The sequence below is a fragment of the Flavobacterium sp. HSC-32F16 genome, assembly GCF_024171645.1.
GTDB lineage: Bacteria > Bacteroidota > Bacteroidia > Flavobacteriales > Flavobacteriaceae > Flavobacterium.
The window spans coordinates 13414-26710 of record NZ_JALKAC010000003.1 but is presented as its reverse complement, the minus strand read 5'-3'; the positions used below and the strand labels follow the sequence as shown (position 1 = coordinate 26710).

General features: G+C 34.7%; 8 protein-coding genes. 1 reads left to right on the top strand and 7 read right to left on the bottom strand.

Annotated elements, in window-relative coordinates; genetic code table 11:
* Window positions 1-109 precede the first annotated feature (109 nt).
* The 3 genes from L1276_RS11550 to L1276_RS11540 form a co-directional block, all read right to left on the bottom strand.
* Window positions 110-2542 (bottom strand): TonB-dependent receptor, encoded by a 2433-nt coding sequence (locus L1276_RS11550; RefSeq protein ID WP_253787923.1) that lies wholly within the window; start codon window positions 2540-2542, stop codon window positions 110-112.
* A 113-nt stretch (window positions 2543-2655) separates the two neighbouring features.
* Window positions 2656-3792 (bottom strand): PepSY domain-containing protein, encoded by a 1137-nt coding sequence (locus L1276_RS11545; RefSeq protein ID WP_253787921.1) that lies wholly within the window; start codon window positions 3790-3792, stop codon window positions 2656-2658.
* A gap of 79 nt (window positions 3793-3871) precedes the next feature.
* Entirely contained in the window at window positions 3872-6193 is a 2322-nt protein-coding gene (locus L1276_RS11540; RefSeq protein WP_253787919.1) for a TonB-dependent receptor, read from the bottom strand.
* A gap of 251 nt (window positions 6194-6444) precedes the next feature.
* On the opposite strand from L1276_RS11540, the gene L1276_RS11535 reads away from it, so the two are divergent.
* Window positions 6445-7605 carry an MFS transporter gene (locus L1276_RS11535; RefSeq protein WP_253787916.1) on the top strand — a complete coding sequence of 387 codons (1161 nt, stop codon included), beginning with the start codon at window positions 6445-6447 and terminating at the stop codon, window positions 7603-7605.
* Window positions 7606-7797: 192 nt separating this feature from the next.
* On the opposite strand, the gene L1276_RS11530 is transcribed toward L1276_RS11535, so the two are convergent.
* From L1276_RS11530 to L1276_RS11515, 4 genes are all read right to left on the bottom strand, one after another.
* Entirely contained in the window at window positions 7798-8274 is a 477-nt protein-coding gene (locus L1276_RS11530; RefSeq protein WP_253787914.1) for a DUF6265 family protein, read from the bottom strand.
* 295 nt (window positions 8275-8569) lie between these two features.
* On the bottom strand, window positions 8570-10873 hold the full coding sequence (locus L1276_RS11525) for a type IA DNA topoisomerase (protein WP_253787912.1): 2304 nt from the start codon (window positions 10871-10873) through the stop codon (window positions 8570-8572).
* 267 nt (window positions 10874-11140) lie between these two features.
* Complete coding sequence (locus tag L1276_RS11520) at window positions 11141-12598, bottom strand: hypothetical protein (protein WP_253787910.1); 1458 nt, start codon at window positions 12596-12598, stop codon at window positions 11141-11143.
* Window positions 12599-12866: 268 nt separating this feature from the next.
* Window positions 12867-13289 (bottom strand): VOC family protein, encoded by a 423-nt coding sequence (locus tag L1276_RS11515; protein ID WP_253787908.1) that lies wholly within the window; start codon window positions 13287-13289, stop codon window positions 12867-12869.
* Between the last annotated feature and the right edge of the window lie 8 nt (window positions 13290-13297).

Sequence of the window (13297 nt, the reverse complement as noted above, 5' to 3'; positions counted from 1 at the left end):
GTAAATATTTTGTGATAAATAAGTATAACAAAGAAAAAGCCTTGCTAATGATTATAGCAAGGCTTTAAATGAAAAATAAGTTAGTATTGTCACTCAGTTGGACAAAATTTTAGAATTTATAAGTAAAACTTGCCGCCACATTTCTTGGTTTCTGCGGATTTACTGTAGACCATCCTCCGTTAAAATAATCTTTATTGGTAATGTTATTAACGTTTAAGCTTACGCGGAATTTATTTGAGTTGTAGAAAACTGAGCTGTTGATAACAGTATAAGCCGGCAAAACAAATTTTCCTGTAACATTGCTGTCTAAAATAGCATTGTCGCTGGCATAATTTCCTCCAAAACCAAGTCCGAAATTCTCTAATGCACCTTGATCAAACTTATAAGTTGCCCAAAGATTTACGAGATTTTTTGGCCCTGCCCAAAAAGGTCTTTTCCCTTGGTCTAACCAAACATTGTCGATATCTCCTGTGGTAATTTTGCTGTCATTATAACTGTATCCTGCAATGATGCTTAAACCTTTTACAGGTGAAGCATTCAAATCCAACTCAAAGCCTTTACTTCTGGATTCACCACCCTGAATGCCTCCCTGAGTAAGAGTACTTGTAACAAGATTGGCTACATTAATATCGTAATAGCTTAAAGCAGCTGTTAATTTATCATTAAAAAGATCCGCTTTAATACCCGCTTCTAATTGATTGGCATGTTCAGGTTCATATACAATAGAGCCAACAAAAACATTATCAACATCGTAAATTGGTGAAGGAGCAATATTTCTAAATCCATTCATGTAGTTTGCAAAAACAGATAACTGATCTTGAATTGGCTGATAAACCACTCCAAATTTTGGAGAAAAAGCCGTTTGCGTATAATCATCTGTATCGACTTTGATATTGCCTTCGGTATCAAAATAATCAACTCTTAAACTTGCCATTACTAAGAGTGAAGGGGTAATATTTAATACATCTGATGCATAAGCACTATACGTTGCATCTTTTGAATTGTAATTGGGACCTGCTTCATTAGCTAATAACCTGTCTACAGAAGTTTGAGATAAGTTGTAAGGATTTGCAGGGTCTAATTGTCTTACTTCACCCTGAGCCGTAACATTATAGAGTTTGCCATAACCAGAACCGCCAAACATAATATTTCTTTCAAAATAATCTACACCCACAACTAACCTGTTTCGCATATTTCCAATTTTAAAGTCTCCAATAAAATTTTGCTGAATATCACTTGTAGCCGTTTGAGAGTTTTCTTTAGTTATCCAAAAAGCAAAATCTTTATTCCCGTCCTGATTGTCGTAAATATAAGAGTAATATCCTCTTGATTTTGTTGAGGTTCTGGAAAGTATAGTTTGTGAAGTCCATTGGTCTGAAATCTTATAATTCATTTGTCCCTGCAAATTGAATCTCGGATTTTTCATTGGCAGATCATTGCTGTAAAAAGACAAATCGGTTCTGTAATTCAATTCACTTAAATTCGCAAACTGAAGTTGTGATTCTCGTCCTAAAAATAACATCGATGGCGTTGTTTTTTCTTCGGACATAAATTCAGTATTAATTAAAAAAGACAATTTGTCATTTACTTTATAAGACAGGGAAGGAGCAACAAAAATAGAAGTTCTAAATCCTGCATCCTGAAAATTGTTTTCTGTCTGATATGCCGCATTAATTCTAAAAGCCACACTGTCAGTATCGTCAAGCGGCGTATTAACGTCAATCGTAACCCTGTTTAATCCAAAGCTTCCTGCAATGTATGAAACTTCACCGCCAAAACCGCTGTATGGTTTTTTAGTAACAGTATTAATAAGTCCGCCGTAGCTCACTAAACTGCTTCCAAATAAAGTTCCGGACGGCCCTTTTATCACTTCGATTCGTTCAATATTTGAAGGATCTAAACTACCGCTGGTTAAACCAGGCAGTCCGTTTACTACATTGGCCTGAACTTCAAAACCACGTAAAGAAAAATAAGAACCTCCATCGCCGCCACGTCCTGTAGATTCCCATAATCTCTGGATTCCCGGAACATTTTTTAAAGCATCATCATAACTAGTAATTACCTGTTCTTTCATTAATTCAGCCGAAACTACATTATAAACTTGAGGATTTTCTACGTTTTTAAGAGGCATTTTTGATACAAATGTGCTTTGTTTTGGAAATGTTTTTCCTCTTGAATTGGTTATAATAACTTCTTTCAGTTGTTTATTTGAAACTTTCAATTGTAAACTTAATGGTGTAGTTTCATTGCCCGAGACAGTAACTTCTTGTTCCAGTGTTTCATAACCGGCTAACGAAACCTGAACGGTATAAGTATTGGGTTTTACTCTGTTGAATTCAAAAGAGCCATCTTCGTCAGAAACCGTACCGTATTTTGAGTTTTTAAGAATGATGTTTACGCCAAGTGCAGGTTCACCGTCAGATGTTGTGATACTTCCTTTAATTTTTCCGTTATTTTGCTGAGCATTTACTGCACCTGTAAAAATAAATAACAAGCTTGCCAGATACATAAAATGCTTCATGCTGCGGTTAAAATAATTCATGATTTTTTTCTTTTTAAATGGGTTACGGGGGATTATTTAGAATTAGTAAAAACAACACAAATGTAGAAATTATAATTTCTTTAACAACACTGATAACCCTTATAATTGCTCGTTTATTTCTTTTTTTTGTTATTTCTTCCCCACCAAATTAAAAAACCGGTAATAGGCAGACTCGCTGCAACCAGACTGGCAAAAAAAGCCAGCACTTTTCCCGGAAATCCAAGAATACTGCCTACATGCAGATCATAATTTAAAAATCGGAATTTTTCACCGTTATTTTTGTCCTCATATCTTGTCGATCTCAGAGGTTTTGCAGTATATCGGTCAAAATCGATGGCTGTGTCATCAAAACGGCTTTTATAACGAATGAATGTATTGTAAGCCGCCAGTGAATCATTTTCTCTCGGAATAAATAAATAGTAGCTTTTTGCCTTCGGATTTGACTGTTTTATAGAAGCGTATATTTTATCAATCGAATTGGTTTTTGAGTATTGAGCAGTATCAGAAAATACTCTTTCTCTTTTGAAGGTTTTTCCTCCGTTAAATAACCATTGTACTCCTTTATCGTATGATTCAAATGCCCATACTAATCCTGTGAGTGCAATTATCAAAGCAAAAATCATCATATAATATCCCAGAATGTTATGCAGATCGTAATTTTTACGTTTCCATTTTGTGGTGTTTTTCCATCTAAACCAAAAACGCTGTTTGGCTGCTTGTTTATTTTTGGGCCACCAAAGTATAAGTCCAGTAATTAAAGAAATAATAAATATAATGGTTGCCGTTCCTGTAATGGGATCTCCAATTTTACTGTTGAAACACAGAGTTTGATGCAGCATTCGCACAAAAACAAAAAACTCAAAATTATAATCTTCCTGTTCTTTTACTTTTCCACTGTAAGGATCTATATAGAGATAAGTGGTTTTATATTGATTCCAATACCAAAATGCATCTGGATTCAATTCTTCAAAAAACCACACAATGACGGTACGATCATCTTCATTTATTACATGACATCCAGAAATTGACTGCTTCGGATTTTTATTTTCTGCTTTTGCGATTTCTATAATCTTGCTTATTGGCAGTTTTTTATCTTTTACCTGATCAGCATAATAATAGTCGTGAACAATAGGACGCAGTTCTTCTTCAAAAACATACAAACAGCCTGTAATGCCCAGTATAACTACAATTAAGCCGGAAGATAATCCCAGCCAAAGATGAATTTTAAGAATGAGTTTTTTAAATGTCATAGAAATAAATCTGAAATTATTATAATTAAAAGCGCCTCAATTGATCAAATTGAGGCGTCAGTTCTAAGTGTATTAGGTTTTAAAATTTAATAGTTAAATTAGCCAATATGCTGGTTGGTGCCTGCGATGTGCCCCAGAAATCCCAGTATTTTTCATTGGTTAAATTATTAAACTTCAAACCTAATCTCCATGAAGGTTTTTCGTAGTATACTGTTGCATTATAAACTGTATACGATGGCATGTAAAAAGTGTTATCGGCTGTAAAATAATTTTTGTCTACATAATTGGCACCTGCACCAATTCCCAGACCTTTTAATTTGTTTTGAAAAGTGTAAGTAGTCCAAAAGTTCGCTACATTTTCAGGAGCAGAGGTTGCTTTGTTTCCTTCAATAGCAGCAACAGATGCTTTTACAATTTTGTTATCATTATAGGCATATCCTGCAACAATGCTTAATCCGTTAAGAGGTGTTGTCATTAACTCAAAATCAACACCTTTACTTACTTGTTTTCCATCTTGTATAGTAAATCCCGCAGCATCAATTCTTGTTGCGTTATCAATTGTAATATTGTAGTAACTTACAGATCCGCTTAATTTTTTGTTGAAAGCTTCTGCTTTAACTCCTCCTTCATACTGAACAGCATAAATTGGGTCTAAAACTAATTGTGTCGCGTCTGGCTGCGTTACCGGCTGCATATTTTGGAAACCGTTCATGTAATTTCCAAATACCGAAACCTGATCATCTACAAGTTCATATACCAATCCTAATTTAGGAGAAAGAGCGGTCTGGCTGTAGCCTTCAACAGTTCCTGCTTTTGCACGTTCGAAATTATCCAAACGTAAACTCAACATGGCAGAAAGTTTGTCTGTAAAATTTACAACATCAGAAGCATAAACACTAAGCGTTTTTTGGTCAGCAACGGGCGACGTTGTTAATACAAGTCCTGCATCAACGGCTTTCCTTCTAATTGGGGCAAAAGGAGTGGTAACGTCTATATTATCAAGTGTAAAAGTTGATCCTCCTGAAAAATTAGAACTGTAAAGTCTGTAATTTACACCAGCAAGGAATTTATGTTTGATACTTCCTGTAGAAAATTTTCCGTTGATGTTTTCCTGAATGTTGGTGTAGTTATTATAAATAGGCCCCCAAAGACCAACTCTTCTTGCTGCTTGTGTTGGAGAACTCCAAACAGCATAACTTTGATAACTACGCTCTACATCTTCACCTACAAATGAAAATACAGTTGTAGATCTCCAGTTTTCTGTTATTTCATATTCTGCCTGAGCAAAAAACTTAGTTGCTGTTGATTTTGCATCGTTATCATCATGGAACATCGATTTTTTATAATCAATTTTCAAATCATTCGGATTTGTAATTCCAGAAGTTGCTGCATATGTGTTGTAAGTACGTCTTGTGTTGTTTACGTTATAAAGCTCAGCATCAAAATTAAAAGTAAGTTTTTCAGAGGCTTTGTAAGTAAGACTTGGCGCTATTAGAAGTGTATTGTTGAAACCATAATCAAGGAAACTTTTTTCTCTGTTAACAGCAAGATTAAGTCTGAATAAAACTGTTTTATCCTGATTTAAAGGTGTGTTTATATCTGCTGTAAGTCGGTTTAAGTTGAAGCTTCCAGTTGTGTAAGATATTTCGGCAGCAGTAGTTTCAAAAGGTTTTTTAGTAACAAGGTTTACAACACCTCCAAAAGAAGAAACAGACGAACCAAACAGAGTTCCGGAAGGTCCTTTCATGATTTCAATACGTTCTACGTTACCAAGATCAACAGAAGAACGTCCGGAAACAGTTTCCATTCCATTTCTTGCATTAACTCCCGTAGAAAAACCTCTAAAAATTACACCTACACCTCCAGAAGGATAACTTATAGAAACCACACCCGGAGAGTTTTGCACAGCGCTTCTAATGTCTACTGACACCTGTTCCAGTAAAAGTTCTTTTTGGATAACACTGTAAACCTGTGGGTTTTCAAGATTCGTTAATGGCATTCTGGCAACGTAATCTGTTTTTTTAGATAAGATGCTTTTTTTACTGTTTACGACAACCTCTTTTAGTTCTTTGTTAGAAACTTTTAATTGTAAATTTACTGTTGCAGTTTCACTTTCAGTAACAATAACTTCGCTTTCTAAAGTTTCATATCCTGCTAAAGAAACTTGTAATGTATACGTGTTTGGTTTTACTCTGTTGAAATCGAAATTACCGCTTTCGTCAGATACGGTCCAGTATTTTGAGTTTTTTAAGATAATGTTGACTCCGGCTGCCTGTTCACCATCTGAAGTTGTGATGGTTCCTTTAATTTTTCCATTTTGCTGCGCAGATAGGAGTAAGAACGAAAAGACAAAACTAATTGTCAATAGAAAACGTGACGTTTTCGGATTAAAATATTTCATTGGTTTAAAAATTGGTTTGCAATTAAATCTTATTTAGAATAAATAAAAACAGCACAAATGTAAAGATTATTGTTTTTTTAACAAATAATATTTAAATTCATTTGTTCTTTAGGGTTTCAGGGATAAATAAGAAAGAAAAGTCTTTTGTTTTTTACAGAATAAAACTGAAAATTTGTACGTATTATTAAAATGTAAATCAGACAGTAATTCGTTTTAAAAGCTTTATTTTTGCAATCTGAAATAAAGACTTCATGATTTTACCTTTCTTCAAAAAAATTCAAAACACACCCAGAGGATATCGTATAGCAAATACCGTATTTTTTTTCCTTTCAGGATTTGGTTATTCATCGTGGGTATCAAGAATTCCGCATATACAAGCACAACTGCATTTGTCCGAAGCTCAGTTTGGAGCTGTTTTATTCGCTTTTCCAATTGGTTTGATGCTTACCATGCCGTTTACAGGAAAGTTATTGAATAAATACAGCAGTCGTTATATTATGCTTTTGGGAGCCATAATGTTTAATATTGTTTTGTCACTGCCGGGTCTAGTCGCGTTTGTTTGGCAGCTGGTTATTGTACTTTTAATTTTTGGAGCTTCTCGTAATATTTTCAATTTATCTATTAACGCACAATCTCTTGAAGTGCAGAAATTATATCCAAAATCAATTATAACGCGTTTTCATGCAGTTTGGAGTATTGCTGTTTTTTCTGGAGCGGGTTTAGGATATGTAATGGTGACCCAAAAAATTGCACCATCTCATCATTTATTGGGAGTAAGTGTTTTTATGCTTGCCCTTACGGCTTGTTTTTATCCAATGAGTATTCATAATGAACCTGTACCGGTTAAAAAGAAGTTTTTTTCAATGCCCGAAAAAAATCTGGTGAAGTTTGCCATGATTTGTTTTGTATCTATGGCCTGCGAAAATACGATGTATGACTGGAGCGGTATTTATTTCGAAAATATTCTAAAGGCTTCTCCAAAATTAACAAGTGCTGCCTTTGTCTTTTTTGCTACTGCGGTAACATTAGGACGTATATTTGGAGATTATGGTGTAATGAAATTTGGAACTAAAAAAATTCTGCTTTACAGTGGTATATTAATTACGGTTGGTTTTGGAATTTGTTTTGTTCTGCCTTATGCTTATCCAACTATTTTTGGTTATGTTTTAATCGGATTTGGGGTTTCCTGCGTGGTGCCGCTGGTGTTTAGTATTGCTGGAAGATCTTCAAAATTAAGCAGCGGTTCTGCCTTAACTTCGATATCTACAATTGGTTATCTCGGGTTTTTATTAGTACCGCCAATGGTTGGTTTTATCTCTGAATATCTAAGTATGAAATGGGCGTTTTTAATTATGGCGCTTTTAGGTATTATGATGATTTTTATGGTAAGTAAAATTGGGGAGAATGAGTAGTTTTTTAAAGTTGTTAAGGTTCTAAGATGCTGAGGTTTTGAGTTTTAGATTATGGATGATTTTTGCGCAAACCGGATTAAAAACCGGCCCTGCAAATTGATCGAACCTCCGGTTCTTTTTACTATTGTGAAGAATTCCGGAGGAATGAATTATATTTAGTAACGGATTTTAATTTGTTTGAAATATAATGTTTTATTTCTTCGTCATCACAAACTTCTCTGAACTCGGTTTTCCTTGTAAATTCCCAGAAATTTCAGCTGTTAAAGTATTATCTGTGCCTTTTGTATATGTGATTTTTTGCGGATAATCGTGTTTTAAATTTTCAAAAACCAATTGCTTATCAGACCCTGCGGTTGATGCAAAAGCAACTGCTTTATCTTCGTTTTGTCCTTTTACGGTTGCGAAATAGGTTAGGGTTTCGCCTTTTTGAGCCAGAACTATGGTTTCAAAATGCAGTGTATCTTTCCCTTTTATAAAATAAGAAGATGCGTTGAAAGTGCTGTCATTTAGTTTTTGCCAGTTTTCAGTTAAAACGCCCTCAGCCGATTTGTTTTCCCAGTTTCCGATGATCCAGTCGGCGATTTTAATTTTATCTTTTTCTACAGATTCTTTCTTCTGACAAGAAACAACAGCCAATACAAGCGCTAAAAGAGTAATTTTCTGAAACATATTTATGAGTTTTTGATGTTAAATGGAAGCACTAAAGTATGAAAAAAAATGTTGCCACTAATTACACTAATTTTCACGAATTATTTTTTGAAAAATGGGAAATGTTTTAGCCACAGATTAAAGGGATTAAAATGATTTTGTCTCACGCAGATTCAGCAGATTCAAGCAGATTTAAATTCAGAATCAAAATTAAATCTGCAGAATCTGCGTGAAAAAATTAGTGAAAATTAGTGAAATTCGTGGCAAAAAAACAAAAAAAATCATTTTAATCCCTTTAATCTGTGGCAAGAAAAAACTAAACGCTTTCCTCTAAAATAGAGTAGACCAGTTCTTTCGTTGGTTTTTGATCTTTTAGTTTCGCGCGGACTTCATCAAAAGTAACTTTAAAATCACATCCCGATTTATATTCAGCACATCCGTAAGCGGTTTTTCCTTTTAGGATGGTTCCTTTTTTACATTTCGGACACGTTAATGAATCTGAAGTTTCCTGCGTGGTCTTTTTTGCTGCGGTTTTCTTCGGCTCTAATTTTAGTTTGTAATTTTCTTCAAAACGAATTAAGCCTTCAACCGTTCCGGCTTCGGTTTTGAAGCCTTTTATGTTTACAGTTGAACCTTTTTGAACCAATCGTAAATACTGGCTTTCGGTAATTTTTTTATCTGAAAAAACATAAGGCAGCACAAAATCACAACCCGATTTGTATTCGCTGCATCCAAAAGCTGATTTCCCTTTTATAAGATTCCCTTTCTGGCATTTCGGACAAGTTTCTGCCAAGATTCCTGCAGCTTTCTTTTTCTCTGCTTTTACAACTGGTTTCTGAATCGTTGCAGCATGCGAAATATTGGCGTGCCTGGTTTCACTTCGAACTTCGGTTACCAAAGCTTCAACCATTCGTTTCATATTTCGGATAAAAGCAGCAGCCGTAAAAGTACCTTTTTCAATATCTTTTAACTGTTTTTCCCAAGAACCTGTAAGTTCAGCCGATTTAATCAACTCGTTCTGAATTGTATCAATTAACTGAATTCCTGTTGTCGTTGGTAAAACCTGTTTTTTATTGCGGACAATATACTGGCGTTTAAATAGGGTTTCAATAATATTTGCACGCGTTGACGGACGTCCAATTCCGTTTTCTTTCATTAATTCGCGTAAATCTTCGTCATCAACTTGTTTTCCTGCAGTTTCCATCGCTCGCAGTAAAGTTGCTTCGGTAAAATAATTAGGCGGTTTGGTTTCTTTTTGGAGAAAAGAAGGTTCATGCGGGCCTTTTTCGCCCACAACAAAACTCGGCAGCAAGTCCGGTTCTTTTTCTTTGGCATTTGGATCTTCAAAAACAACACGGAAACCTTTTTTAAGAATTTCTTTTCCTGTGGTTTTAAAAGTTACATCGGCTGCTTTTCCAATAACTGTGGTGTTGGCAACCAGACAATCATCATAAAATACAGCTAAAAAACGTTTTACAATTATGTCATAAACCTGCTGTTGATTGTACGGCAGATTAATTTCTATTCCCGTTGGAATAATTGCGTGGTGATCGGTTACTTTTTTATCATTAAAAACCTTTGGCGATTTTTTAATTTTCTTTCCTAAAAGCGGTTCTGTTAAATGACTGTAATTAGTCAGTTTTTGCAGAATTCCCGTTACTTTTGGGTAAATATCTCCCGGCAGGAAAGTTGTATCGACTCTGGGATACGTAATGGCTTTCTGTTCGTATAAAGTCTGCGCAATTTTAAGGGTTTCTTCTGCCGAAAACCCAAATTTTTGATTGGAATAAACCTGTAAACCCGTTAAATCAAACAGTTTTGGTGCGTATTCGTTTCCGTTTTTCTTATCAACAGAAACAATTTCGAAATCACTTTCTTTGACTTTTTCAGCCAGAATTTCTCCATCCTCTTTTTTCAGGAAACGACCTTCTTCGTAGCTGAAAAGTGTTTCTCTGTATAAAGTCTGTAATTCCCAATACGGCTGTGGTTTAAAGTTTTCTATTTCTTTAAATCGGTCAACTACCATTGCTAATGTAGGCGTTTGTACGCGTCCAATAGACAACACTTGTTTGTAACCGCCATGTTTTACGGTGTATAAACGTGTCGCATTCATTCCCAGAAGCCAGTCGCCAATCGCTCTTGAAAATCCGGCGTAGAATAAGTTATCGTAGTTTTCAGAGGGTTTTAAGTTGTCAAAACCTTCTTTTATGGCTTCTGTGGTTAGAGATGAAATCCACAAGCGTTTTATTTCGCCTTTGTAATGTGCTTCGTTCATTACCCAGCGTTGGATTAATTCTCCTTCCTGCCCGGCATCCCCGCAATTTATAACCAATTCGGCTTTATCAAAAAGGGTTTTTATAATTTTAAACTGCTTCTGGATTCCTGAATTCTGAACGACTTTAGTTTCGAATTTTTCAGGAAGCATTGGGAGATTGTTTAAATCCCAGCTTTTCCAGTGTGGTTTATAATCGTTAGGTTCTTTTAATGTGCATAAATGGCCAAAAGTATAAGTTACGGCATAACCATTGCCTTCGTAATATCCGTCGTGTTTGGTATTAGCGCCCAAAACGGATGCAATTTCACGTGCTACACTTGGTTTCTCAGCAATACAGACCTTCATTTTTCTCTTTCTTATTCGAAAGCGAAATTAGCAATTTAAAAAGTGGTATTGAAATTTAAAGCACCAAAGTTGCAAAGTCATTAATCTCTTTTTGGTTTACAAAAAAGTAAAAGAGATTTGAACAGAATTTACATAAAGCAGTCTAAAAATCGGCTTTGATCTGTGTGAAAAAAAATATTGTTTTAATCTTATGTTCATCAATAAAACATAAAAACCACAAACAAGAGCTTGTGGTTTTTGTGTTTATATATTAAAGTAAAACGGTTGTTATTTTGATTTTAATTGTTTTAACCTTAGACGCTGATTGAATTGCTTAACAATTTCTTTAACATGTTCGTCTTTGATTTGTGCTCTGTTTAAACCCTGCAGATTTTGTACATATCCTGTAAAAACATGGCTGATAAAAAGAGGCGATTCGGCCGAATTATTAGATGTATTGTGGCAGGAGAAGCAATTAACAAGATTGTCTACTGTATTGGCATGTATAGAGGATGGTTTTCCAAATCCTACCTGAACATAGGTTTCCATAGTAATATTGTAAGCAGCTGTAGAACCTCTGGTTAAATCTCCGGGTGAAGAATTTGAAAGATTATAACTCAACGAGTCTAATAAAGCTGCTTGTGCCGGAGTATCTTTGTATCCTTCGGTATTAATCCATAGCGAACCGTTGTAAAAATAATTGTTCCATATACCTTTCAGCTGTGTTTTAACGCTTTGGTTAATAGTACGAATATTATTGAAGTTTTCAGAACCATTTTGGCTTGTTTCCATATAAAGCTGCACATTAAAAGAACCTTTCATTGCTTTTTCTACAGGAACACCATATTTGTAAACAGAAAAGACATCTGTATAAATTCCATTTTTTGAAGTTATATTTTGAACCGTTGCCGTGCTGTTTTTATTAAAGAACGGATAATCAACTGTGCTCGTTACAGGAGCATCGGCTGTTGGGGTAGCTTTAGTCCAATCGTAAGCAGGCGCAAGATTTTCATGTTCAAAAGTAGCCCACACAAATTCAGGATGATTTTCTACAATTCCCACGACATGCATTCCTAAAAGTGCTACTTTTGTTTTTACTCCGTTTATTACTCCCTGAGTAACAAAATAAGAAGAAGTATCTTTAAGAACACTCGCATCTATCCATGAGGTTTTTAGTTCTAATGCACCTACAGGAAAAGTGATGTCTTTTACTTTAGAAGGATCACTTTTGGCAATTGGGCCATATTTTATCATAGTGTCGTAAAGAAGTTGGTCCATAAATATAGAATAATAGACTGTAGTTTGTTTAGGAACACCCGATGGAAAATTAGGAGTTCTTAAAATATCACTTTTAGAACTTGCCTGAGCAGTATCTGTCAAAACAATTCCGTTAGTAGGATCTAATTTCTGACCTGCCGCATTCACCTGAATCAGATTAGTCATAAAGAATGGTTTTCCATTGACTTCATTTGTCAGCCAAAGAAATTTTTGCCATGACCATTGATGAAAGTCACAATTGGTTACTGTTTGATTATTGGCAAAAACGCTTGTTGGTCCTTCATTTGGCGGAGGCGTCTGGCGCGTGTTGTTTACGATCGTAAACCAATTAGCAGGAGCTAAACATTCAGAAGATGCAGTACTTTTTTTTACGGTTGAATAATTATCTTTTTCTCCCTTTGAGTCCTTTTTGCAAGCACAGAATGAGATTAGAATGATAAAAAGTAATACCATTTTTGTAGTTTTCATAACATGGGGCTTTAGTTAATTTGTAATTATTTCTTTTTGATGATATGAAAGTAAATAATTAAGAAAGTGACTTTTGAAAAAATGTCATAAGTCCGCCATATTTGGGTATAAAACCAATAAAAAGGTGTATTAATAAAAAGAAGGAGCTAAGGTTCTGAGATGCTGAGATTCTAAGTTTTTTAAGCTATTGTGTTGGTTATTATGAAGTCTTTGAGGTTTTAATTGTATAATTTTAATAGCACAGACCTTTGGATCTGTGCTGTTTTATTTATTCATTTTTTTCGGAAAAACCTAAAATATAGCCATTAAGATCTTTTATATAGAATTCCTGCATTCCGTACCAAGTTGTTTTGATTTCGGTTATTTCAAGGTTCTGTTTTTTAAGCGTTAAATAAAAATCTTTTATGCCTTCAATATCCATATAAAATGAAACGGTGGCTCCTATTGGTAAATCTTTTGAAAAAACAATATCATTTTTAAATGTATCCGAACGCTGAAACATAAATTCTATGCTGTCTTTTTGCATCATGGCATACACATATTCTTTGTTTTCGTCTAAAGTTTGCTCAACACCGTCCTGTGTTTCAGGAACAGCCATTATGAGTTTAAATTCGAAGTGTTCTGTATAAAAAGCAACGGTCTTTTTTATATCATTTACTTCAAAGTTGGGAGAAAGTCTGCTTATTTTCATTTGGATAA

What these genes read in the sequence shown, in the direction of transcription:
- L1276_RS11550 (WP_253787923.1), bottom strand. Translation starts at nt 2,542, where the DNA reads ATGAATTATTTTAACCGCAGCATGAAGCATTTTATGTATCTGGCAAGC.
- L1276_RS11545 (WP_253787921.1), bottom strand. Translation starts at nt 3,792, where the DNA reads ATGACATTTAAAAAACTCATTCTTAAAATTCATCTTTGGCTGGGATTA.
- L1276_RS11540 (WP_253787919.1), bottom strand. Translation starts at nt 6,193, where the DNA reads ATGAAATATTTTAATCCGAAAACGTCACGTTTTCTATTGACAATTAGT.
- L1276_RS11535 (WP_253787916.1), top strand. Translation starts at nt 6,445, where the DNA reads ATGATTTTACCTTTCTTCAAAAAAATTCAAAACACACCCAGAGGATAT.
- L1276_RS11530 (WP_253787914.1), bottom strand. Translation starts at nt 8,274, where the DNA reads ATGTTTCAGAAAATTACTCTTTTAGCGCTTGTATTGGCTGTTGTTTCT.
- L1276_RS11525 (WP_253787912.1), bottom strand. Translation starts at nt 10,873, where the DNA reads ATGAAGGTCTGTATTGCTGAGAAACCAAGTGTAGCACGTGAAATTGCA.
- L1276_RS11520 (WP_253787910.1), bottom strand. Translation starts at nt 12,598, where the DNA reads ATGAAAACTACAAAAATGGTATTACTTTTTATCATTCTAATCTCATTC.
- L1276_RS11515 (WP_253787908.1), bottom strand. Translation starts at nt 13,289, where the DNA reads ATGAAAATAAGCAGACTTTCTCCCAACTTTGAAGTAAATGATATAAAA.